This is a genomic window from Millisia brevis NBRC 105863 (assembly GCF_001552615.1).
GTDB lineage: Bacteria > Actinomycetota > Actinomycetes > Mycobacteriales > Mycobacteriaceae > Millisia > Millisia brevis.
The window spans coordinates 148,529-170,654 of sequence record NZ_BCRN01000004.1; the positions used below are offsets into that span (position 1 = coordinate 148,529).

General features: G+C 69.0%; 23 protein-coding genes. 18 read left to right on the forward strand and 5 right to left on the reverse strand.

The genetic code is table 11. The features are described from left to right. Nucleotide 1: 1 nt before the first annotated feature. The 3 genes from MB1_RS07275 to MB1_RS07285 all read left to right on the forward strand — a co-directional run bounded on the left by MB1_RS07275 (nt 2) and on the right by MB1_RS07285 (nt 3,559). Nucleotides 2-1,093, forward strand: coding sequence for a 3-oxoacyl-ACP synthase III family protein (locus MB1_RS07275; RefSeq protein WP_066905253.1), 1,092 nt, complete (start codon nt 2-4; stop codon nt 1,091-1,093). After that, nucleotides 1,090-2,691 (forward strand): phytoene desaturase family protein, encoded by a 1,602-nt coding sequence (locus MB1_RS07280; protein ID WP_084351124.1) that lies wholly within the window; start codon nt 1,090-1,092, stop codon nt 2,689-2,691. The genes MB1_RS07275 and MB1_RS07280 overlap by 4 nt, the downstream gene beginning before the upstream one ends. A 94-nt stretch (nt 2,692-2,785) precedes the next feature. Beyond that, nucleotides 2,786-3,559: an SDR family NAD(P)-dependent oxidoreductase gene (locus tag MB1_RS07285; protein ID WP_066905621.1), complete on the forward strand. Its 774-nt coding sequence runs from the start codon at nt 2,786-2,788 to the stop codon at nt 3,557-3,559. Nucleotides 3,560-3,608: 49 nt separating this feature from the next. Here MB1_RS07285 and MB1_RS24920 read toward each other — a convergent pair whose 3' ends face one another. After that, the gene (locus MB1_RS24920; RefSeq protein WP_084351126.1) at nt 3,609-4,601 is read right to left on the reverse strand and encodes a PIN domain-containing protein; all 993 of its coding nucleotides are present in this window, start codon (nt 4,599-4,601) and stop codon (nt 3,609-3,611) included. After that, on the reverse strand, nt 4,598-5,044 hold the full coding sequence (locus tag MB1_RS07295) for a helix-turn-helix domain-containing protein (RefSeq protein ID WP_084351128.1): 447 nt from the start codon (nt 5,042-5,044) through the stop codon (nt 4,598-4,600). The genes MB1_RS24920 and MB1_RS07295 overlap by 4 nt, the downstream gene beginning before the upstream one ends. Nucleotides 5,045-5,138: 94 nt before the next feature. Here MB1_RS07295 and MB1_RS07300 point away from each other — a divergent pair, with 94 nt between their 5' ends. From MB1_RS07300 to MB1_RS07310, 3 genes are all read left to right on the forward strand, one after another. Further along, a complete protein-coding gene (locus tag MB1_RS07300; protein WP_066905259.1) occupies nt 5,139-5,672 on the forward strand; it encodes a DUF6584 family protein in 534 nt (177 codons plus the stop codon). 77 nt (nt 5,673-5,749) lie between these two features. Then, entirely contained in the window at nt 5,750-7,123 is a 1,374-nt protein-coding gene (locus tag MB1_RS07305) for an acyl-CoA synthetase (protein ID WP_066905261.1), read from the forward strand. Between the two features lie 177 nt (nt 7,124-7,300). Next, a complete protein-coding gene (locus MB1_RS07310) occupies nt 7,301-7,591 on the forward strand; it encodes a hypothetical protein (RefSeq protein WP_066905263.1) in 291 nt (96 codons plus the stop codon). A gap of 109 nt (nt 7,592-7,700) precedes the next feature. Here MB1_RS07310 and dapD read toward each other — a convergent pair whose 3' ends face one another. Next, entirely contained in the window at nt 7,701-8,666 is a 966-nt protein-coding gene (gene dapD / locus MB1_RS07315; protein WP_066905265.1) for a 2,3,4,5-tetrahydropyridine-2,6-dicarboxylate N-succinyltransferase, read from the reverse strand. Nucleotides 8,667-9,324: 658 nt separating this feature from the next. Between dapD and MB1_RS07320 the strand changes: the two genes are divergently transcribed. From MB1_RS07320 to MB1_RS07355, 9 genes are all read left to right on the forward strand, one after another. Then, nucleotides 9,325-9,960: a hypothetical protein gene (locus tag MB1_RS07320; protein ID WP_245650084.1), complete on the forward strand. Its 636-nt coding sequence runs from the start codon at nt 9,325-9,327 to the stop codon at nt 9,958-9,960. Between the two features lie 117 nt (nt 9,961-10,077). After that, entirely contained in the window at nt 10,078-11,187 is a 1,110-nt protein-coding gene (dapE, locus tag MB1_RS07325) for a succinyl-diaminopimelate desuccinylase (protein WP_066905268.1), read from the forward strand. Between the two features lie 26 nt (nt 11,188-11,213). Further along, entirely contained in the window at nt 11,214-11,966 is a 753-nt protein-coding gene (locus MB1_RS07330; protein WP_066905270.1) for an LOG family protein, read from the forward strand. Nucleotides 11,967-11,999: 33 nt separating this feature from the next. Next, on the forward strand, nt 12,000-13,775 hold the full coding sequence (locus tag MB1_RS07335) for a long-chain-acyl-CoA synthetase (protein WP_066905272.1): 1,776 nt from the start codon (nt 12,000-12,002) through the stop codon (nt 13,773-13,775). A gap of 71 nt (nt 13,776-13,846) precedes the next feature. Further along, nucleotides 13,847-14,659, forward strand: a complete 813-nt coding sequence (gene folP, locus MB1_RS07340; protein WP_084351203.1) for a dihydropteroate synthase — start codon at nt 13,847-13,849, stop codon at nt 14,657-14,659. Between the two features lie 62 nt (nt 14,660-14,721). Next, nucleotides 14,722-15,621 (forward strand): glucosyl-3-phosphoglycerate synthase, encoded by a 900-nt coding sequence (locus tag MB1_RS07345; protein WP_066905626.1) that lies wholly within the window; start codon nt 14,722-14,724, stop codon nt 15,619-15,621. An 82-nt stretch (nt 15,622-15,703) separates the two neighbouring features. After that, nucleotides 15,704-16,195, forward strand: a complete 492-nt coding sequence (locus MB1_RS24925) for a DivIVA domain-containing protein (RefSeq protein WP_084351130.1) — start codon at nt 15,704-15,706, stop codon at nt 16,193-16,195. A gap of 109 nt (nt 16,196-16,304) precedes the next feature. Beyond that, entirely contained in the window at nt 16,305-16,472 is a 168-nt protein-coding gene (locus MB1_RS24930) for a DUF3117 domain-containing protein (protein WP_008714277.1), read from the forward strand. 40 nt (nt 16,473-16,512) lie between these two features. Further along, nucleotides 16,513-17,373, forward strand: coding sequence for a putative RNA methyltransferase (locus MB1_RS07355; RefSeq protein WP_245650085.1), 861 nt, complete (start codon nt 16,513-16,515; stop codon nt 17,371-17,373). A gap of 79 nt (nt 17,374-17,452) precedes the next feature. Here MB1_RS07355 and glgA read toward each other — a convergent pair whose 3' ends face one another. Beyond that, nucleotides 17,453-18,616, reverse strand: coding sequence for a glycogen synthase (gene glgA, locus MB1_RS07360; protein WP_066905630.1), 1,164 nt, complete (start codon nt 18,614-18,616; stop codon nt 17,453-17,455). 176 nt (nt 18,617-18,792) lie between these two features. Here glgA and glgC point away from each other — a divergent pair, with 176 nt between their 5' ends. Next, nucleotides 18,793-20,010 carry a glucose-1-phosphate adenylyltransferase gene (gene glgC / locus MB1_RS07365; RefSeq protein ID WP_066905632.1) on the forward strand — a complete coding sequence of 406 codons (1,218 nt, stop codon included), beginning with the start codon at nt 18,793-18,795 and terminating at the stop codon, nt 20,008-20,010. Nucleotides 20,011-20,023: 13 nt separating this feature from the next. On the opposite strand, the gene MB1_RS07370 is transcribed toward glgC, so the two are convergent. Then, entirely contained in the window at nt 20,024-20,692 is a 669-nt protein-coding gene (locus MB1_RS07370; RefSeq protein WP_066905276.1) for an O-methyltransferase, read from the reverse strand. Nucleotides 20,693-20,966: 274 nt separating this feature from the next. On the opposite strand from MB1_RS07370, the gene sigE reads away from it, so the two are divergent. Both sigE and MB1_RS07380 read left to right on the forward strand, forming a co-directional pair. Next, on the forward strand, nt 20,967-21,596 hold the full coding sequence (sigE, locus tag MB1_RS07375; protein WP_066905278.1) for an RNA polymerase sigma factor SigE: 630 nt from the start codon (nt 20,967-20,969) through the stop codon (nt 21,594-21,596). A 169-nt stretch (nt 21,597-21,765) separates the two neighbouring features. Next, nucleotides 21,766-22,110: an anti-sigma factor family protein gene (locus MB1_RS07380; RefSeq protein ID WP_066905280.1), complete on the forward strand. Its 345-nt coding sequence runs from the start codon at nt 21,766-21,768 to the stop codon at nt 22,108-22,110. The last annotated feature ends 16 nt before the right edge of the window (nt 22,111-22,126 follow it).

Sequence of the window (22,126 nt, forward strand, 5' to 3'; positions counted from 1 at the left end):
GATGACAGTCGACCCGTTCACCGTGCACATCGCCGGCACCGGCAGCTACCAACCCGGCGACCCGATCGACAACGCCACCATGGAGTCGCTGGTCGGCCCGCTGCCCGACGACATCCTCGAGGGGCTCACGATCGTGCGCCGCTTCTGGATGATCGACCCGCTCACCGGCAGGCACCTGGACTCGAATTCCGGCATGGCCACCAAGGCCGCGCGGGTCGCCCTGGCCGATGCCGAACTCGAGCCGCGGGACGTCGACCTGATCATCGTCGCCACCGGCACACCGGATTTCACGCTGCCCGCGGTGGTCAACCTGGTGCAGGAGGGCCTGGGCATCGAGGAATGCGCGACGATGGAGTTGCGCTCCGGCGGCGCCGGCGTGCCTCAGGCGATGGAGATCGCCCGGGCGGCGATGGCGGCGGGCCGCTACCGCACCGCGATCATCATCGGCTCCGAAGCGATCTCCCCGGCGATGGCTCCGGTCTTCCTGGAGAGGGACCCGGCGAAGATTCGGATGCGGGATCGTATGCCGCTGTTCATGTTCGGCGACGGTGCCGGCGCTATCGTGCTGCGCGCCGATCACCGCCCGGGCGGTCTACACCCCGGCGCGACCGCGGCCGTCGGCGGCCTGCGCAAGCCGGGTATCCACGCGATCGGCGGCGGCACCCACGCGCCGATGCTCGAGCAGCAGCGCGGCAAGAAGCTGGTCGACCTGAAGGTCGATGTGGTCGGCGCCGGGGAATTCACGCCGGTGATGATCGCCAAATCGCTGACCGGCACCCTCGACGCCTCCGGCCTGGACGCCCGCGATATCGACTGGTGCCTGATCCCCGAGGGCAATGCCGGGTGGATGCTCGACTCGATGCGCGAGCGCGGGGTGCTGACGCCGGAATGGGAGGAACTCGACGGCCGCATCGTCGACAACCTCGCGATGACCGGCGCCTGCGGGTGCGCGGCGGTACCGCTGTTCCTCGACCACGGCCGCCGCAACGGCGACTTCAAACCGGGGCAGCGCGGCGTCATCATCGGGGTCGAGGCCACCAAGTGGATCTACGCCGGCATCGCCTGCGACTGGACCGCCGGAGTTCCCGCATGACCGCCTCGACCGCTCCCACTGCCTCGACCGGCCCCACCGGCGCTCCGGCTACCTCAACCGCTCCGGCCGTCTCTTCGTCGTCGAGGTCCGAACACGACGTCGTGGTGATCGGCGCCGGCCTCGCCGGGCTGTCCACAGCGGCCCTGCTCGCCGCCGCGGGCTTCGATGTGGCTCTGCTGGAACGCAACTCGTTCGTCGGCGGCTACGCGCAGTCGTTCGAGCGCGACGGCCTGCGCTTCGACCCGGCGGTGCACTTCACCCTCGACGCCGGACCGGGCGGCTATATCCCGCGCCTGCTCGACCACCTCACCGTCGCCGATCGGGTCGACTTCGTCGCCACCCCCGAGATGTACCGGGCGTACTACCCGGACCGGGTGCTCGACGCACCGGCCGGGCGCGAGGAGTACCTGGCTTCTCTGTGTGCGGCCTTCCCGGCGTCGGCGGCCGGGCTGAGAGAACTGTTCGCCACCCGCGCGGCCGCCTTCGAACAGCTCTCGGCGCTGCCGCAGAAGGTGGGGACCGGTGGGCTCGAGGCCGCGCTTGCCGCGGCGCCGCTGGTCTTCGAGTATCGGATGTCGACGCTCGGCGATGTCGTGAATTCCTTTGTCGACGATCCGGTCTGCGTCGCTGCGTTCGGCAGCTTCTGGCCCTATATCGGGCTGCCGCCCAGCGAGGTGTCGTTCCTGCTGGCCAACCAGATGCTCGAAACCATGCACCGCGGTACCTATTACGCGCGCGGGACCTTCGGCACGCTCGCCGATGCCCTGGGCGAAGCGGTGACCCGGCACGGGGGAGTGATCCACCACGACACCCCGGTCGAGTCGGTGGTCGCGGACGACTCCGGCGTGCTGGTCGGCACCGCCGGCGGGGCGGGCCTGCGCGCGCGGGCTGTCGTCGGCGCGATCGACGCCCGCACGATGCTCGGCGACCTGATCGGCTGGGACCGGTTGCCCCCGGCGCTGCGCAAGCGGGTCGACCGGATGTCGTTGGCGCCGTCGGCGATCGTCACCTTCGGCACGCTCAACGCCGACCCCACCGCGCTCGGCCTCGCCTCGGAGACCCTGGTTTTCGACACGACCGACCACGACGCCACCCGGGCGGCCATCCGCTCGGGTACCCCCGGCGGCACCTGGATCAGCGTGCCGACCCTGGTCGACCCGCCCGCTGCCGGCGAACCGCACCGCGCGACGATCACCAGCCTGGTCCCCGCCGTCGCCGACGGCACCTGGTCGGACCGCAAGGAGGCGGTGTCGGCCGAGATCCTCGCGAGCGTCGAACGGCACCTGCCCGGATTCGAGGCGGCGTTCACACCGGTCGAGATCGCCACTCCCGACACCCTGTATCGGTACAGCGGCAATACCGGCGGGGCGACCTACGGCTGGGCGAACTCGCCGCAGCAGACCGCGAGCAAGCGGCTCCCACATCGACCCGGCCTGCCCGGCGTCTACCTGGCCGGGCACTGGGTAGAGGAGGGGTTCTCGTCGCTGCGGACCCTGACCTCCGGTCGAGCGACCGCCGCGCTGGTCGCCGCCGACCTGGGCAAACCGGAGGCGATTCCCGACTTCGGTGGCCCCTCCTTCCTGCGGTCCGACCGGTAGCAGCGCCGCTACCCCGCGCGCGGGTGCCACGAGGCGCCCTCCCGCGCGTGCCCGGAACGCGCCCCACCACTCCCGAGCGAAGGCGATGGACACGATGAGCATACTCGACGGGCGCGTGGCCCTGGTGACCGGCGGCGCACGCGGTATCGGCAGGGCGATCAGCCTGCGGCTGGCCCGCGACGGGGCCGCCGTCGCGATCAACTACCGATCCAGCGAGACCGCCGCCAAGGAGGTGGTCGGCGAGATCGAGGCGTTCGGCGGCACCGCGATCGCCGTCGCCGCCGACGTCGCCGAGGTCGACGGCGCCGCCGAAGCGGTCGAGCAGACGGTCGGCCGCCTCGGCGCGATCGACATCGCCGTCAACAATGCGGGCATCTCGATCGACAAGCTGCTCTACGACATGACCGCCGACGACTGGATCTCGGTCATGCACACCAACTTCGGCTCGGTCTTCAACATCACCAAGGCGGCGATGCCGCACATGATGGAGAACCGGCGCGGGTCCATCGTGAACATCTCCTCGGTGATGGGGGAGCGCGGCTGGGTGGGGCAGAGCAACTACTCGGCGTCCAAGGGCGCGATCAACGCCTTCACCCGCGCGTCCGCGATCGAACTCGCCCGCTTCGGCGTGCGCGTCAACGCCGTCCTGCCCGGCTTCGTGGCGACCGAGTTGGTGGCCGACCTGGTCGAGCGTAGCGGCAAGTCGTTGCGGCGCCAGTTGCCGATGCGCCGCTTCACCCCGGCCGACGACGTCGCCGCCGCCGTGTCCTACCTCGCGGGCGACGACGCCGCCCACACCACCGGCACCTGCATGACCGTCGACTCCGGCGCCGCCGCCCAGCTCGGCCTCGGCCGGGCGGAGTGGTGAGAAGGTCCGGAATCAGCCTGCTCACCCGTTGATGCCGTGGCTCCGACCGCTATTGACGATCGGCCGTGGGCCACACGACCGGTGTCCTGAGGGCTTCCCGTGGCCGGGACGTGTGTAGATGAGCGATTCGCCAGTAACCGTCCGAGCCGCGCCTGGTTTGTAACCACAAGGCAGGCAGCAGGACCGGCTCCACCGGCCGAACGGTATATCCGGAGGATGCGAACAGCTGCACGAACGAGATTTCCTGGCGAGTGCGATGTGGAAGGACTCCGGCGGATGGTCGCCAATCATTCAGGATATGCGCCCAGTGCGCGCGGTCCTTCCATTTCTCGGGATTGACGGACAGGCTGTCCACGCGTGGGTCGTCGGTCTGCTCAATGATCAGCGCTAGCCACAGGACGGCTGCTCCGAGTGGAGTTCTCGGGTCGGTTGGTGGCGGCTCGCTTTCGTCGATGACCATCGACGGTAGGTCTGGGACAAATTGTTGATATGCCCGCGTCGCGAACTCCGGCGCCTGGTTGCTGCGGTCGAGCGCAAGGAAAAGCTCGGCTCGACTCGTCGGCGGCCGGCGGTTGTGTTCGACAATGGTGTCGACGGCGATCAGCACCGCATCCGGGTCGACATCCAAACATTCGCAGAGAAACTCGTCCGGATGACGAGCCTCGACACCGAAAGGCTCCAACGCGGCCACCGGGAAGTGGCGGAGGTTGGCGGTCACGATGATGGAGGATCCGCCTCGGATGGCTGCCGCGAGCACGTGGCGATCCTTCCGGTCGGTGTGAAGGTCGTCCATCACACCTTGGTAGTCATCAATCGACGCGTGCGGGAGCGCGGCGCGCATCAATTCGACGCGTGCCGCGGCCCGTTCCGCTGGAATCGCCAGCGCGCCCACGAGAGTTCGGCGCAGTTCGTCCAGGACTTCGGGTGACCAGAGTGGGTGGTAGCAGCCTTCGGCCGCGACACGAAGCAATAGGTCGTTGAGGAGCTGAGGCACCAGCACACAGGCGTCGAGAAGTACTCGCGGAACCGATGTCCGGTTCATCGCGTGGGAATGAAGCCTTCGAATACCGGGTCTGCCTCCTGGTTGGCAAGCTCAGCGAGAGCGGTGTCTCTGTGGCGCTCGAGCTCCTCCTGGTAGCGCAGGACGTCGGCGAGCGCGACGCGTCGGTGGCGGCCCGGCTGGGTGTACGGGATCGCCCCGTCCTCGAGCAGTCGCACCGCGGTGGGCCGACTTACACCAAGAAGATCGGCAACCTCGCGAGTCGTCAGCTGGGTGCGCTGGGCGGCGACAACCACAGCGTCGCCCTGCGCCAGGGCGGAAACAGCCTGCACCAGCACCCGACGAACATCCGTGGGTAGCCGAACGTTCCGGTCTCCGCCGGAGATCGTGAGCTCGTGAGCGCTGAGAAGCGTCTCCAGAAGCTCCTCCACCTCCGAGGAGTCCTGCGAAGGAGTCGTCACCACGGATTCGGCCGCTGTACTCATACGGCCAGAGTAAACGAAAAAAACGAAAGCGACCAGATGTCGGGCTGGTCGTTGGGACGGGCCGCGACCTTCGCCGACCGACTATCGTCGCGGTGTGGGAGTTATCGATCGGGCCCAGGAGGACCTCGCGCGCGGTGAACCGCTCGAGGCCGTTCGTCGGCTGTCCGCCCACCTGCAGCGGGAGCCGACCTCGCAGGCGGCACTCGACCTGCTCGCCTATACCTACGCGGCGCTGGGCAGCCCTGTTCAGGCCGGTGCGGCCTGGTTTCTGACCTCCCGCCCCGACGATGATCCGGTCGCTGTCGAGGCGTTTTCCGCGCTGCAGCAGCACTTCGATACGCCCGAGCAGATGGCGCGGGCGTTGCCGATGTACGCGCCGAGCATCGGGTACCCGGTCCAGGCTCGCCGCCGACTCGCGGTCCTCGAGGCTCGGCTGCGGGCGTCCGGCAGCGAGTGGCAGCCGTTCGCCGAGGTGCACTACCCCGATCAGGACGGGGTGGCCGTCGAGGATTTCGAGGACTGGGACGATCCGCCGCGCACCCGGTCGGGGCACCGGGTGATCGCCGCGATCCTGGTGATTGCGATGCTGTCCTCGGCCGCGTTCGCCGTGATCCTGGCCCTCATGTAGCTGCGGCCGTCCTGCGGGTACGGCCGGAGCTCGCCCAGACGCAACAAACTCGGACAGACGCAACAAAGGAGTGTGCCGTGGGACTGCTCGCCCGGGTGACCGACTATCCGGCCGCCGTCACCATCGGTGATCAGATCGCCTCGCACGACGACATCTTCGGCGCCGCCACCTCGGTCGCCGAGCGGGTCGCCGGGATCGAACGGGTCGCCGTGCTCGCCACCCCGGAGCTGCGGACGGTCATCGCGATCGTCGGCGCGCTGATCGCCGGGGTGACGGTGGTGCCGATCCCGCCGGACTCGGGGCCCGCCGAGCTCGACCACCTCCTCGACGACTCCGGCGCCCGCGCCTGGCTCGGCGCCGCGGCGGACGGTTCCGACCTGCCGGTCATCCCGGTGCGCATGCACGCGCGGTCCTGGCATTCGTACGCCGAACCGCCGGTCGACCACATCGCGATGATCCTCTACACCTCCGGGACCACCGGAAAGCCCAAGGGCGTCATGCTCTCCCGCCACGCGATCGCGGCCGGCCTCGACGCGCTGTTCGACGCCTGGCAGTGGACCTCGCGCGATGTGCTCGTCCACGGGCTGCCGCTCTTCCATGTGCACGGGCTGATCCTCGGCATCCTCGGACCGCTGCGCCTCGGCGGCCGGGTGGTGCACACCGTCAAGCCGACTCCGGAGAACTACGCCGCGGCGCGGGGCAGCATCTACTTCGGAGTGCCGACGGTGTGGACGCGCATCGCCGACGCGCCGGAGGCCGCCACGGCGTTGCGCCCGGCCCGGCTGCTGATCTCCGGCAGCGCCCCGCTGCCCGCGCCGCTGTTCGAGCGGCTCACCGAACTGACCGGGCACCAGCCGGTCGAGCGCTACGGGATGAGCGAAACACTGATCACCGTCGCCACCCGCGCGGACGGCCCGCGCATCCCCGGCGCGGTGGGCACGCCGGTTGTAGGGGTGGACACCCGCCTGCGCGACGAGGCCGGCGCCGAGGTCCCGCACGACGGCGAATCGGTCGGCTCCCTGCAGGTCCGCGGCGCGCAACTCTACGACGGCTACCTCAACAACCCCGACGCCACCGCCGCCTCCACCACCGAGGACGGCTGGTTCATCACCGGCGATGTCGCGACCATCGACGCCGATGGGGTGCACCGCATCGTCGGGCGCCAGTCGACCGATCTGATCAAGTCCGGCGGATACCGCATCGGCGCGGGAGAGATCGAAACCGTTCTGCTCGGCCACCCCGCCGTCACGGAGGTCGCCGTCGTCGGCCTTCCCGACGACGACCTCGGGCAGCGCATCGTCGCCTATGTGGTCGGGCAGGCGCCGGAGAAGGAACTGATCGACCACGTCGCCGAGCAACTGTCGACGCACAAGCGCCCCCGCGAGATCCGCTTCGTCGAGTCGCTGCCGCGCAACGCGATGGGCAAGGTGCAGAAGAAGCTGCTCGGCTGAATCTCGCGGAGAGGAACGTCGGAAGCGTTGAGCAACTTCATCTTTGTCGACGTCGAGGCGCGCGGCGCCGGCTCCATCCGCGGAACCATGACGGAGTTCGGCGCGGTGCACGAGAAGAGCCTGCGGACATTTCACGGCGTTCTGTAGGAAGGTGCGCCGGACCCCGACAAACCTGCGGTGCCGATCGTCGGCAGACGGGTGGCGACCGACAGCGAGGTGGTCGCCGCGTTCACGGCGTGGCTCGAGTCGGTCGGCGGCGGGCAGCGCCCGATCTTCGTCTCGGACAATCCAGCCTACGACTGGCAGTGGATTTCCGCGGTGTTCGACACCGCGATGCAGCCCAATCCCTTCGGCCACAGCGGCAGAAGGCTCGGCGACTTCTACGCGGGGCTGATGCCGGCAATTGGGGGGACACCCGGGGTGGAAGCGGCGGTGGGTCACGCCGCATACCCACCACCCGGTCGATGACGCGATGGGCAACGTCGAGGCGTTTCGAAAGCTGAAAGAGATCGCCGAGGAGAAGCGGAACGCGCAGCGATAGCGTGCGGTCCGCTTCCCCCGCCCGGGAGGGTGCGCCTCAGGCGTTTGCGTGCAGGGCGGCGTTCAGTTCGATGCCGGTGCCCGTGCGGCTGACCACCTCGACGGCGCCGGTGACCGAGTTGCGGCGGAACAGCAGGTTCGACTGGCCGCTGAGGGTGGCCGCCTTGGCGGTCGAACCGTCGGGCAGCGTCACCTTGGTGCCGCCGGTGACGTAGAGGCCCGCTTCTACAACGCAGTCGTCGCCGAGGCTGATGCCCACGCCGGAGTTGGCGCCGAGCAGGCTGCTCGAGCCGATCGAAATGATCTCCTTGCCGCCGCCCGACAGGGTGCCCATGATCGAGGCGCCGCCGCCGATATCGGAGCCCGGGCCGACGACGACGCCGGCGGAGATGCGGCCCTCGACCATCGACGAGCCCAGGGTGCCGGCGTTGAAGTTGACGAAGCCCTCGTGCATGACCGTGGTGCCCTCGGCGAGGTGGGCGCCCAGGCGGACGCGGTCGGCGTCGGCGATCCGCACACCGGTCGGCACGACGTAGTCGACCATGCGCGGGAACTTGTCGACCCCGTAGACGGTCACCGGTCCGGACGGGCGCAGCCGGGCGCGGGTGGCTTCGAAGCCGTCGACCGCGCAGGGGCCGTAGTTGGTCCACACCACGTTCGACAGTTTCCCGAACAGTCCGTCGAGGTTAGCCCCGTGCGGCGCGATCAGCCGATGCGAGAGCAGGTGGAGGCGCAGGTAGGCGTCGTAGGCGTCCACCGGAGCATCGTCGAGGGAATCGATTGTGGTCGCCACGGCCACCACCTCGACGTCGCGACGATCGTCCGTGCCGAGGGCCGAGACCAGGCCGCTGGGCAGCGCATCCGCCCCGATCTGCACAGTGCCGGTGGTGCCGGTACTGCCGGACTCGCGCAACTCCGGCTCCGGGAACCAGGTATCAAGGACAGTCCCGGTCGAAGTGATCGTTGCCAGCCCGACGCCGTATGCCGCTCCCAGTGTGCTCACGCCCGTAGAGCCTACCGACCCGCCCGCGCCCACCGGCCCCTCGCCCACCGCCCGGCCTGCCCCAACCGCCCGGTCTCCCAAGCCCGAGCGACTCGCCTACCCGCCGGTCCCGGTGCCGCCGGAGTGACAGTTTCTGCTGTTTCGCCGCAGAAACTGTCACTTTCGTGGACTGGCCGCCTCGCCGGCCACCCCCTGGGCGTCCGACCGGCCACCCCGGCCCTTCGCCCCGCTTCGCACCCGCACCCGCACCCGGCGCCCCGGCTGACCTGCTCGCCCCGGCGCCTCGCCCGGGCCCGGCCGCCCCCGGTGTCCGAGTGACGATTTCTGCGGTTGCGCCGTAGAACCTGTCACTTTCGTGGAGTCGGTCGGTGAGGCTGCTCGGATTATTGTGTGATTGTTTGTAGCGTCGGGCTGGGGTTCGACCGATGGGCGCGTACGGCCGGGCCGCAGAAATGAAGAACCCCCGCGACCAAGCTGTCGCGGGGGGAACTCCATGTATGAACGAGGGACCTTGTCCTCGTATGTACACACGATGGTACAGGGAGTCGGTCCGTTGCCCAAGCACTCGACGATTCTGACGATCGTTGATCATCTGCACGCGTCCCGGCTTTCCACCTACGCGTCCTGCTGTCGGAACGACCCGTACGCCGTCCTCGAGTTGTACCGCTGGAATCTGGAGTTGTCGGCGGCTTTTCAATCGGTGCTTGCGATCACCGAGGTCATCCTGCGCAATGCGATCGACAGGCAACTGCGCATCTGGAATGCGGTGCAGCCGGTGCGAGGTGGGTCGGGTCTGCACAGCGCAGATTGGTTGGTCGACCCGGCGACGCCCCTCAACAGCCTGACGCGAGGAGCCCGTCGCCGAGCCGCCGACAATGCCAGGGAAGCGGAAGCCGCGCGCGCGAACGCGCACCCCCGGAAGGGTGCGCGGATCACCCACGATGATCTGGTCGCCCAGTTGACCTTCGGGGTATGGGCAAAGCTGCTGCCGACGCCGGATGTCGGGGACAGGAACTACACCGCCAGACGGATCCTGTGGGAACAAGCTGTTCGGCATGCTTTTCCGCACGCGCGCAATGATCCGGACGGGTGGATTGTGGCCGATCGTGCGAGGCGGCTGCACACGTTGCGCAACCGTGTCTCACACATGGAGCCGCTTCTCGACGTGCAGGCCATCCCGCGGCAGAGCGATGCGCTGCGACTGCTCGGCGCCATCGACCCGGCGGCCAGGGATTGGTGCGCAGGAATCAGCCGCATCCGCGCTGTCAACAGTCGTCGCCCCACGGTCTCCTGACCCGCCCACCCCGGCGCTCCGGCCCCGGACCCCGCCGTCCAAGTGACAGTTTCTGCGGTTGCGCCGTAGAAACTGTCACTTTCGTGAGGGGGTGGGTTGGGTCGTAGGGTTGGCGGGGTGACTTCCGCCGCGCTCTCGCTGGACCTGCACGCCGACCCCATCGCGCTGACCGCCGCGCTGATCGACATCCCGAGCGTCTCGCACGACGAGGCGCTGTTGGCGGACGTGGTGGAGCGGGCGCTGCGGGAGCAGACGGCGGGGTTCGAGATCGTCCGGACCGGCAATAGCGTGCTCGCGCGCACCAACCGGGGGAAGCCGAGCCGGGTGATGCTCGCGGGCCATCTCGACACCGTGCCGATCGCGGACAACGTGCCCTCGCGGTTCGAGGCCGGTACCGCGGAGGGCGACGTGATCCACGGCTGCGGCGCGGTCGACATGAAATCCGGCGACGCGGTGTTCCTGCACCTCGCGGCGACCCTCGCCGACCCGGCGCACGATCTGACCCTCGTCTTCTACGACTGCGAGGAGGTCGAATCCCGGTTCAACGGGCTCGGCCGCATCGAAACCGAGCTGCCCGACTGGCTGCACGCCGACGTCGCGATCCTGGGGGAGCCGACGGCGGGGATGATCGAGGCCGGCTGCCAGGGCACGCTGCGCGCCCGCTTCACCACCTCCGGAGTCCGCGCCCACTCGGCGCGATCATGGTTGGGCGACAACGCGATCCACCACCTCGCCCCGGTGCTCGACCGGCTGGCCGCCTACCAGCCGCGGCAGTCCGTGATGATCGACGGCTGCGAGTACCGCGAGGGCCTGCAGGCGGTGGGCATCGCCGGCGGCGTCGCGGGCAATGTCGTGCCGGACGAGGCGCGCGTCGACGTCAATTTCCGCTTCGCCCCCGACCGCTCGGTCGAGCAGGCGATCGCCCACGTCCGGGAGATCTTCGACGGGGTTCCGGCACATATGGAGATCACCGACTCCGCAGCGGGCGCCCTGCCCGGTCTCGCCCAGCCGGCCGCGGCCGCGCTGGTCGCCGAGGCCGGCGGTCGCTTCCGCGCCAAGTACGGGTGGACCGACGTCTCGCGGTTCGCGGCGCTGGGCATCCCCGCGGTCAACCTCGGCCCGGGCGACCCGAACCTCGCGCACAAGCGGGACGAGCGGGTGCCGACGGCGCAGATCACCGAGGTCACCGAAACCCTGCGCGGCTTCCTCGCCCGGTCGTTGACCTGACACCATCGGTGGTTAGCCTGACCGGCATGGTGGATAGAGGTAGCGAATACCGCCGGCGCGGCCCGATCTTCGAGCGGGACACCAGCGGGACCACGACGCGATCGACGACCGACCAGCGTCTGCTCGACCGCCGCGGCCCCGGGGATTGGGTGCACAGCGACCCCTGGCGGGTCATGCGGATCCAGAGCGAATTTGTCGAGGGCTTCGGCGCGCTCGCCGAGGTTCCGCCCGCGGTCGCGATCTTCGGGTCGGCCCGCACCCCCGAGGACGACCCGTACTACGAGGCCGCTCGGGAGATCGCCGCGAAGTTCGCGGCCGCCGGATTGGCCGTCATCACCGGCGGCGGGCCGGGCATCATGGAGGCCGCCAATCGCGGAGCCATGGATGCCGACGGCTATTCGATCGGGCTCGGCATCGAATTGCCGTTCGAGCAGAGCATGAACGCGTGGATCGACCTGGGCATCAATTTCCGCTACTTCTTCATTCGCAAGACGATGTTCGTGAAGTATTCGCAGGCTTTCGTCTGCATGCCCGGTGGCTACGGCACCCTGGACGAACTGTTCGAGGCGCTGACCCTCGTCCAGACCAAGAAGATCACCCGGTTCCCGATCGTGTTGTACGGCAAGGATTTTTGGCAGCCGCTGCTGGACTGGATCTCCGGAACCCTGCTGGCCACCGGGAAGGTGTCGGCCAAGGATCTCGACCTGCTGCACCTGACCGACGATGTCGACGAGGTGGTGAGCATCGTCCTGGCCTCCCGGAACTCCTCCGATACGTAGGATGACCCGGACGTTCCGACGAGGGGAGATTTCATGACGAGTTCACCGCTTCGTTCCACGGTGTCCCTCTTCGAGATAATCCGGCATTTGCCCGGTTTTCTTTCCTCGCCCGGCCGATTTGTGCGCGTTCCCAATCTGCTGCGGCAGCCGACCTCGCGCGCGTCGATCGGGCTGCTCTTCGAGCAGACCGCGGCGCGCCGGCCGGACGCGCTCTTCCTGTCCTTCGAGGACGAGCGCTTCACTTATCGGCAGGCGAACGAACGGGTCAACCGGTACGCGCACGCCCTGGCGAACCGGGGCGTGCGCAGCGGCGATGTCGTCGGCATCCTCGGCATGAACGAGCCGGACACCCTCTTCGTCGCGTTGGCCGCCGTCAAGCTCGGGGCGGTCGCCGGCATGCTCAACCATCACCAGCGCGGCGCCGTGCTCGACCACAGCATCGCGCTGCTCGACGCGCGGGTGCTGGTCGCGGGCAACGGCACCGACGAGGCGCTCGAATCGCTCGACGAGGCCCTGCCGGAAGGGGTCATCCTGCATCTCGATCGGTTGCAGGAGTTGGCGGAGCACGCCGCGACCGACAACCCCGCCTCCACCCGTCGGGTGCGCGCCGGGCAGACCGCGTTCTACATCTTCACCTCCGGCACCACCGGGTTGCCCAAGGCGAGCTCGATGAGCCATTTGCGGTGGCTCAAGGGCATGGTCGGCTTCGGCATCTTCGGCCTGCGGATGACCGCGGACGACACCCTGTACTGCTGTCTGCCGCTCTATCACAACAACGCGTTGACGGTGGCGCTGTCGTCGGTGATCGGTTCGGGTGGCTCGCTCGCCCTGTCCCGGGGGTTCTCGGCGAGCCACTTCTGGGACGAGGTCCGCGCCCACCGCGCGACGATCTTCATCTACATCGGCGAGCTGTGCCGCTACCTGCTCAACCGGCCGGCCGCCCCGAACGATCGGGACCACAGCGTGCGGGTCGCGATCGGCAACGGCATGCGCCCGGAGATGTGGGCCGACTTCACCGGCCGCTTCCGGGTCGACCGGGTGGTCGAGTTCTACGGCGCGAGCGAATGCAATATCGCCTTCATCAACATGTTCGACGTCGACCGCTCCGCCGGGTTCTGCCCGTACCGGTTCGCCGTGGTCGCCTACGACGAGGACACCGGCAGGCCGATCCGCGGGGAGGACGGGCATATGCGCCGCGTCCGCACCGGTGAGGTGGGCCTGCTGCTGGCCAAGATCAACCGGTTCGCCCCCTACGACGGCTATACCGACGACGCCGCCAGCGAGAAGAAGGTCTACGTCGACGTCTTCGGCTCGGACGATCGCTGGTTCGACTCCGGTGACCTGGTGCGGCGGCTCGGCATGCGGCACGTCGCCTTCGTCGACCGGCTGGGCGATACCTACCGGTGGAAGGGCGAGAACGTCGCGACCACCGAGGTCGAGGGTGCGATCACCGAGGACCCGCGGGTCTCCGAAGCGGTGGTCGTCGGCGTCCCGGTGCCCGATACCGACGGCAAGGCCGGCATGGCGGTGATCACGCTGCGCGAGGGGGAGCGGTTCGACGGCACCGCCCTGGCGGACGGCGTCTACCAACGCCTGCCCGGCTACGCGCTGCCGTTGTTCCTGCGGGTGGTCGACAGCCTCGACCACACCAGTACCTTCAAGAACAAGAAGGTCGAACTGCGGTCCCAGGGATATCGGACCGATGCGCCGGGTGAGCTCTACGTGCTCGACGGGCGGGAGAAGGGCTACGTGGCGTTCCATCCCGACTATCCGGCGGGCGTGGCCGCAGGCCGGTTCCCGAGCGCGTGACCGACCCCGGGCCCGTCTCGCCGAACCCGACCCTGTGCGGGCGATCGGTGCGCACCGACCGCGCGCTGATCATGGCGATCGTCAATCGCACACCCGATTCCTTCTACGACCGCGGCGCCACCTTCTCCGATCACGCGGCCCTCGCCCGGGTCGACGCCGCCGTCGCCGAGGGGGCGGACCTGATCGATGTCGGCGGGGTCAAGGCCGGGCCGGGCGCCGGGGTGGACGTCCCGGAGGAGCTGCGCCGGGTGGTGCCGTTCATCGCGGAGATCCGCGAGCGGCATCCGGGGGTACTGATCAGTGTCGACACGTGGCGCACCGAGGTCGCCGAGCAGGCCTGCGCGGCGGGCGCCGATCTGATCAACGACACGTGGGCGGGGGCGGACCCGGGACTGGTCGATGTGGCCGCCCGGCGGGGTGTCGGATTGGTCTGTTCGCACACCGGTCCGAACGCTCCGCGGACCCGTCCACATCGCGTGCGGTACGCCGATGTGGTCGAGGAAGTTGTCGCGGAACTGACCGCAGCAGCAGACCGAGCGGTCGCACGGGGTGTGAGAAGCGATGGAATCGTAATCGATCCGACGCACGATTTTGGCAAGAACACGCATCACGGCCTTGCCTTGTTGCGGCGCGTGGACCTTCTTGTAAACACCGGATGGCCTGTCCTGATGGCACTGAGCAACAAGGATTTCATCGGGGAGACTCTGGATGTAGGCATCAACGACCGGATGGAGGGCACCATGGCCGCTACCGCATTGGCCGCAGGTCGGGGGGCACGGATATTCCGTGTGCACGACGTGAGCGCCACTCGACGTGTTCTGGAAATGGTTGCTGCGATCGAGGGCACGGCGCGCCCGGCGCGCACCGTGCGGGGGCTCGCATGACCGCGGCCGATCCGATCGGTTGGGGATCGGTGACCGGGTCCGCGATTCGGCCGCCGGCCGACATGGTGGGAGGCGTGTACACCAAGGAGCGCCCCGACTGGACCATCGAGGAACTGATCGAGGCCAAGCAGGGACGCACCATCTCGGTGGCCCTGCCCGCCCTCGACGAGGAGAAGTCGGTGGCCGGGGTGCTCGACACCATCCGGCCGTTGGTCGGAAGCCTCGTCGACGAGCTGATCGTGCTGGATTCCGGTTCGACCGATGCGACCGCCGAGGTCGCGACCGCGGCCGGGGCAACGGTTGTCTCCCGCGAGGAGGCGATCCCCGGGCTGCCGCCGGTACCCGGCAAGGGTGAGGCGCTGTGGCGGGCCGTCGCCGCGACCAGTGGCGATCTGATCGTCTTCATCGATTCGGACCTGATCGACCCCAGCCCGATGTTCGTCCCGAATCTGCTCGGCCCGCTGTTGACGATCGACGGCATCCATCTGGTCAAGGGGTACTACCGTCGGCCGATGGCCGCCGGTGAGGCTCACACCGGTGGTCGGGTGACCGAGCTGGCCGCGCGGCCGTTGCTGGCCGCGCTGCGTCCGGAGCTCACCTCGGTGATCCAGCCGCTGGGTGGCGAGTACGCCGGCACCCGGGAACTGCTGACCTCGGTGCCCTTCGCGCCGGGGTACGGCGTGGAGATCGGACTGCTGATCGACACCTACGAGCAGTTCGGGATCGATGCGATCGGTCAGGTGAATCTGGGGGTGCGCAAGCACCGCAACCGCCCGCTCAACGAGTTGGGCGCGATGAGCCGCCAGGTCGTCGGCACCCTGCTGTCGCGATGTGGCATCGACGATTCCGGAGCCGGTCTGGTGCAATTCCTGCCGGACGGTGACGGCTTCTCCCCGAAGGTGACCGAGGTCAGCCTCCTCGATCGCCCCGCGCTCGGCCGGGGACCGCACCCGGTCGACTGATTTCGTCCGCCTCCCGGTCGAGCGATCGGGCCGGACGGACCCTCTCCACACGTGCCCATGCCCCCGATGGCACCATCGGGGCATGGGCACGCTGTTCCTCTACGTCGTCGGCATCTCCGTGGTCGGCGGATTGCTGTTCATCGTGGCGTCCGCATTGTTCGGCCGTTCCGAGGAGCTCGAGCCGTTGCCTCAGGGCGTATCGCCCACCGTGTTGCCGGCGGTCGACGTCCGCGGTGACGACGTGCGGGCGCTGCGCTTTCGCCTGCGGGTGCGCGGCTACGACCAGCGCGACGTCGACTGGACCCTGGCTCGCCTGGCCGACCGTATCGACGAACTGAACGCCCGCATCGACGCGATCGAGTCCGACGACTCGCAGCCGCCCGTCGCGGCGTCCGCCCGTCCGACGGGGGAGGTGCGCTCGGTCGGTGCGGTCGAACGGGTGACCCGGCCCGGGGCCGCCGGCGCGCCGACCGCCGTGCGTATGAGCCCCTCCTCCGATGCCGCGGATTCCGCCGATGCGGACCCGGTCGCCACCGGAAAGCCGCAGCCCGGCGACGGGGAACCGCACAGCTGACGACTCGCCCATCGGGGTGGCCGATTCCGTGCCGTGATCGGGATAGGGAAGAATAGCTCTGTACGTAGACGATGCGCAGCAGGTCGGCGCAGATCTGGAGGAGTACGCGATGGCGGCCATGAAGCCTCGGACCGGCGACGGCCCTCTCGAAGCAACAAAGGAGGGGCGGGGGATCGTCATGCGTGTGCCGCTCGAGGGTGGGGGTCGATTGGTGGTCGAGCTGACACCGGACGAAGCGGCTGCTCTCGGTGACGAACTCAAGGGAGTCACCGGCTGACTCGCGTACGGGTTGTGAACGCCCGCACCGTATTTCGACGGTGACGGGGCGTGAAATCCGCGCCGACTCCGCGATCGGATCGGTTCTTTCCCTGCTGACCTGCCCGCATTGTTCGGCGGGCCTGGCGGTCGACGGCGCGGAGATCTGCTGCCCGAACGGGCATCGATTCGATCCGGCGCGTCAGGGGTATCTCAATCTGTCCCGTCGCGCCCTGAACGGCGATTCGGCCGATATGGTTTCGGCCCGGGTCGACTTTCTCGAGACCGATAGTTACGACCCCTTGCGGTCGGCGCTGGTCGACGCGTCGATCTCGTCCGCGTCGTCTCCGGCGGCGATCGTCGATATCGGTGTGGGTACCGGTTACTACCTGTCGGCGCTGCTGGACGCCGCCCCCACCGCCGTCGGCGTGGGGATCGATGCGTCGAAGGCGGCGGCCCGGCGCGCGGCCCGCGCGCATCCCCGAGCCGGGGTGGTCGTCGCCGACGCGTGGCAGCGATTGCCGGTGGCCGACGCCGCCGCATCCCTGGTGACCTCGGTGTTCTCCCCGCGCAATCCCGCGGAGTTTCGCCGGATCATCGCCGACGACGGTCTGCTGGTCGTGGTGATCCCGACCGACCGCCACCTCGCCGAACTGGTCGAGCGGCTCGCGCTGCTGCAGGTCGACCGGGAGAAGACGCGCCGGCTCGCCGACGGCATGGCCGGGTACTTCGATCCGATCGACACGATCCCGGTCGACTACACCGTCGCGCTCGATCACGCCGCGGTGCGCGCTCTGGTTCGCATGGGTCCGTCGGCGCGACACATCACCCCCGACCGGCTGGGCGAGGCGGTCGCCGCCCTGCCCGAGCCGTTCGAGGTGACGGTCTCCACATCGGTCACCCGCTGGCGGCCCCACCCGTAGGGCTCCGGCTCGTGGGGCTCCGGTCCGTGAGGCTGGGGCCGGACCGGTCCCGGCCGGTGCGGCCCCAGCCCGGATCGCGTCAGCTGCGCGCGGCCCGGTAGACCGCGACGGTCTGCTCGGCGATCGACTCCCAGGAGAAGTCCGAACGTGCCCGCTCGCGGCCGGCGATCCCCATCGCCGTGGCCCGCTCCGAGTCGGAGGCGACCGCGTTGACCGCGTCGGCCAGCGCCGCCTCGTAGGCGCGGGTGTCCTTCTCGTCGTAGTGCACCAGCAGCCCGGTGACCCCGTCGACGACCACCTCGGGGATACCGCCCACATCGGAGGCGACCACGGCGGTCTCGCAGGCCATCGCCTCGAGGTTGACGATGCCGAGGGGCTCGTAGATCGACGGACAGACGAAGACGTCGGCGGCGGTCAGAATCCGGCGAATCTGCGGCGTCGGCAGCATCTCCTGGATCCAGTGCACCCCCGGCCGCGCCGCGCTCAATTGCGCGACCGCGGCCGCGGTCTCCTCGGCGATCTCCGGGGTATCCGGAGCGCCGGCGCACAGGATGAGCTGGATGTCCGGATCGAAGCGATGCGCCGCGGCCACCAGATGCTTGACGCCCTTCTGGCGGGTGATGCGTCCGACGAAGGCGACGATCGGCCGGTCGAGGTCCACACCGAGTTCGGCGAGCACCGAACGCTCGTCGGTACCGGAATCCGGGAACCACACGTCGGTGTCGATGCCGTTGCGGACCACGTGAACTCGGCCCGGATCGATGCGGGGGTAGGCATCGAGGACGTCGAGCCGCATCCCGTCGCTGACCGCGATCACCGCGTCGGCGTATTCGACGGCATTGCGCTCCGACCAACTCGACAGCCGGTAGCCGCCGCCGAGCTGCTCGGCCTTCCACGGCCGGCGCGGTTCGAGCGAATGCGCGGTCAGCACATGCGGTATGTCGAACAGCTGTCCGGCGATATGTCCGGCGAGTCCGGTGTACCAGGTATGGCTGTGCGCGACGTCGACATCGGCCGCGCCCGCCGCCATGCGCAATTCCGTCGAGAACGTCACCAATGCCGAGTTTGCCCCGGCGAGAGCAGGATCGGGATCGAAGACGGCCGCGTCGGTGCGCGGCGCGCCCATGCACAGCACGTCGACGTCCACCAGGGAGCGCAGGCGTTTGACCAACTCCGTGACATGGACCCCGGCGCCGCCGTAGATCTCCGGTGGATACTCCTTCGTCATCACAGCGACCCGCATGTGTCGAAACATATCGCCTTCCGGCGGCGAGGGCCGGCGGGGGCCACCGATCGGCGTGGTGAGCAGGGGCGCATATCGGTCGCGGCGGTACAGAAGCGGTGACGATTCCGCCCCGACACTTCGAATTCGGTTGGTATGCGTGGCATCGCGGGACCGGTACCGATAGGTTATTCGGTGTGAGTAGCCAGCCGCACGTACTCGGGATCGTCCTTGCGGGAGGCGAGGGTAAGCGCCTCTACCCCCTGACCGCCGACCGTGCGAAGCCCGCTGTTCCGTTCGGCGGCGCCTACCGGCTGATCGACTTCGTGTTGAGCAACCTGGTCAACGCCGGCATGTTGCGGATCTGCGTTCTGACCCAGTACAAGTCGCATTCCCTCGACCGACATATCTCCCAGAACTGGCGCCTGTCGGGTCTGGCCGGTGAGTACATCACCCCGGTGCCGGCGCAGCAGCGCCTCGGGCCGCGGTGGTACACCGGCAGCGCCGACGCGATCCACCAGTCGCTGAACCTCGTCTACGACGAGGAGCCCGAGTACATCGTGGTCTTCGGTGCCGACCACGTGTACCGCATGGACCCGGGTCAGATGGTGCGCGCGCACATCGAGTCGGGGGCGGGCGCGACCGTCGCCGGCATCCGGGTGCCACGCGCCGAGGCGACCGCCTTCGGCTGCATCGATTCCGACTCGGCCGGCCGGATCACGCGCTTCCTCGAGAAGCCCGCCGATCCGCCGGGGACCCCGGACGACCCGACGATGACCTTCGCGTCGATGGGCAACTACGTCTTCACCACGAAGGCCCTGATCGACATGATCAAGGCGGACGCCCGCGACAGCGACTCCGACCACGACATGGGCGGCAACATCATCCCGGCCTTCGTCGAGCGCGGTGACGCGGCGGTCTACGACTTCGCGGCCAACGATGTGCCGGGCGCCACCGAACGCGACCGCGGGTACTGGCGCGACGTCGGCACGATCGACGCCTACTACGACGCGCACATGGATCTGGTGTCGGTGCACCCGATCTTCAACCTCTACAACCGGCGGTGGCCGATCCGTGCGGCCGACGACGGCAACCAGCCGCCCGCGAAGTTCGTCCAGGGTGGATTGGCGCAGGAGTCGATCGTCGGCGCCGGCTCGATCATCTCCGGGGCGCTGGTGCGCAACTCGGTGGTCGCGTCCAATGTGATCGTCGAGGACGGGGCGACCGTCGAGGGATCGGTGCTGCTGCCCGGAGCGCGGGTCGCCCGCGGTGCGGTCGTGCGGCGCGCGATCCTGGACAAGAACGTCGTCGTCGAGCCCGGCATGACGCTGGGCATCGACCGCGAGCGGGACGCCGAACGGTTCTCGGTGTCGAGCGGCGGCGTCACCGTCGTCGGTAAGAACCTGCGGGTCTGAGCGGCCGCCGGCCTCAGGCCGGCGGTTCGACCGGCGTCCGCGAGCGGTGCCCGCACAGCAGGCCCGCGCCGATCGGCAGCAGCAGCGGGGTCAGTTCCTCGTCCTCGGCGATCGTGCGGGTAGCCGCGCGCAGCGCGACCGTCTCGGCGTCGCGCGCATTCGGGTCGGCCACCCGTGCCGAACGCAGGGCGCCGTGGACGACGATCATCCCGCCGGGTCGCAGCACCCGGATGCCTTCGACGACATATTGCGGAGCATCCAGGATCGGCGCGTCGATGAACACCAGGTCGTAGGCGGCGTCGGTCAACCGGGGGAGCACGTCGAGTCCGCGCCCGTTGATCAACCGGGTCCGCGAGCCCGCGATACCGGCCGACCGGAAGGCCTCGCGCGCGGCGCGCTGATGCTCCGGCTCGATGTCGATGGTGGTCAGCACACCCTCGGGGCTCATCCCGTCGTACAGCCACAGCCCGCTGATCCCCGCGCCGGTGCCGATCTCGACGACCGTCCGGGCGTCGATCAGGCGGGCGAAGACGCTCAGCGCGGCTCCGACCGAGGCCGGAATCGGGGCAGCGCCGAGATCCTCGGCGCGGTCGCGGGCCGCCGCGGTCAGTTCGTCCTCGATAACGGCGTTCTCCACGTAGCCCAGCAGGGTGGTCGGGTCGGTCGCGAAATCCGAGGTCATGACGGGAAGGTTAGTCGCCGGCCGCGGGCCTACGGGGGGAGGCAAGCCCCGCGCCGGGCGTGTCGGTACCTGTGACGAAGTCGTGGAGCCGCATTCTCAGCACCTCCTCAGGAAGCTCATATGAACGACACACCGCGACCGTGAAAAGTGGGCCGCACATCGGGAGGGACCGACATCGCGGTCGCGCTTTCCCTCCGGCGGCGGAAGAAATCCGCAGGCTGCTCGGTTGTATGGATCGAGTTGCTCCCATCGACGTAAAGGATCCGAGACTCGTATGACCTCCGATCAGCGTTACACCGAATCGGGCGCTGCCGCGGATCCGTCGATCGACGAGCAGAACGTCGAACCATCGGGAACCGCGGCCTTCGACGCCACCGGCGACCGCCGTGCCATGCCGTCCTGGGACGAATTGGTCCGCGAACACGGCGACCGCGTCTACCGCCTGGCCTACCGCCTCTCCGGCAACCGCCACGACGCCGAGGACCTGACGCAGGAGACCTTCATCCGCGTCTTCCGTTCGCTGTCGAACTACCAGCCGGGCACCTTCGAGGGCTGGCTGCACCGCATCACCACCAACCTCTTCCTCGACATGGTGCGTCGTCGGGGGCGGATCCGGATGGAGACGCTGCCCGAGGACTACGACCGGCTGCCGTCGGACACCCCGAACCCGGAGCAGATCTACCACGACTCGCGTCTGGACGCCGACCTGCAGAATGCGCTCGACGCGCTTCCCCCGGAGTTCCGCGCCGCCGTCGTGCTCTGCGACATCGAGGGTCTGTCGTACGAGGAGATCGGCGCCACGCTCGGCATCAAGCTCGGCACCGTGCGCAGCCGCATTCACCGCGGCCGCCAGGCTCTGCGCGAGCGTCTCGCCCGCGACGGATCCCCGCTGGCCGCGCGCTGACCCACCCCCGGTGACCTGGCGGTTTATCTGCCGGCGGCCGGCTACGTCAATCGCGTAGTACGGTGGATGAGGGCGGTTGAAAACACCGAATATCCGGCAAATGGGTCGGGCTGATTCGGTGGTGACGGCAACCGCTTCGACGATCGGTCTATCGGCAGGAGGCGAGCGGATGACCCAGGTGCCCGGACGTACCAAGTTCGGTTCCACAGAGCATCTCGCAGCCGAGGCGATCGTGGCCTATGTCGACAACGAGCTTCCCCTGCAGCCCTATCTGCGGGCGGCGGCTCATCTGGCGGCGTGTCCCGAATGTGTCGCCGAGGTGGAGGCCCAGCGCCAGGCGCGCGGTGTGCTGCAGCAGTCGACGACGCCGTCGATGCCCGCCTATCTCTACGGCACCCTGAGCCGGATCCCCGAGACGACTCCGCAGGCGTCGCTCGATCCGGATACCCAGTCCGCGGCGCACCGGCTGAGTGGACTCGCCGGTTTCGTGGGCTTCCGCCTGCGCCGCAGGTAGGACGGTGCCGGTTCGA

What these genes read in the sequence shown, in the direction of transcription:
- MB1_RS07275 (WP_066905253.1), top strand. Translation starts at nt 2, where the DNA reads ATGACAGTCGACCCGTTCACCGTGCACATCGCCGGCACCGGCAGCTAC.
- MB1_RS07280 (WP_084351124.1), top strand. Translation starts at nt 1,090, where the DNA reads ATGACCGCCTCGACCGCTCCCACTGCCTCGACCGGCCCCACCGGCGCT.
- MB1_RS07285 (WP_066905621.1), top strand. Translation starts at nt 2,786, where the DNA reads ATGAGCATACTCGACGGGCGCGTGGCCCTGGTGACCGGCGGCGCACGC.
- MB1_RS24920 (WP_084351126.1), bottom strand. Translation starts at nt 4,601, where the DNA reads ATGAACCGGACATCGGTTCCGCGAGTACTTCTCGACGCCTGTGTGCTG.
- MB1_RS07295 (WP_084351128.1), bottom strand. Translation starts at nt 5,044, where the DNA reads ATGAGTACAGCGGCCGAATCCGTGGTGACGACTCCTTCGCAGGACTCC.
- MB1_RS07330 (WP_066905270.1), top strand. Translation starts at nt 11,214, where the DNA reads ATGGTGGATAGAGGTAGCGAATACCGCCGGCGCGGCCCGATCTTCGAG.
- MB1_RS07335 (WP_066905272.1), top strand. Translation starts at nt 12,000, where the DNA reads ATGACGAGTTCACCGCTTCGTTCCACGGTGTCCCTCTTCGAGATAATC.
- folP (WP_084351203.1), top strand. Translation starts at nt 13,847, where the DNA reads ATGGCGATCGTCAATCGCACACCCGATTCCTTCTACGACCGCGGCGCC.
- MB1_RS07345 (WP_066905626.1), top strand. Translation starts at nt 14,722, where the DNA reads ATGGTGGGAGGCGTGTACACCAAGGAGCGCCCCGACTGGACCATCGAG.
- MB1_RS24925 (WP_084351130.1), top strand. Translation starts at nt 15,704, where the DNA reads ATGGGCACGCTGTTCCTCTACGTCGTCGGCATCTCCGTGGTCGGCGGA.
- MB1_RS24930 (WP_008714277.1), top strand. Translation starts at nt 16,305, where the DNA reads ATGGCGGCCATGAAGCCTCGGACCGGCGACGGCCCTCTCGAAGCAACA.
- glgA (WP_066905630.1), bottom strand. Translation starts at nt 18,616, where the DNA reads ATGCGGGTCGCTGTGATGACGAAGGAGTATCCACCGGAGATCTACGGC.
- MB1_RS07370 (WP_066905276.1), bottom strand. Translation starts at nt 20,692, where the DNA reads ATGACCTCGGATTTCGCGACCGACCCGACCACCCTGCTGGGCTACGTG.
- sigE (WP_066905278.1), top strand. Translation starts at nt 20,967, where the DNA reads ATGACCTCCGATCAGCGTTACACCGAATCGGGCGCTGCCGCGGATCCG.
- MB1_RS07380 (WP_066905280.1), top strand. Translation starts at nt 21,766, where the DNA reads ATGACCCAGGTGCCCGGACGTACCAAGTTCGGTTCCACAGAGCATCTC.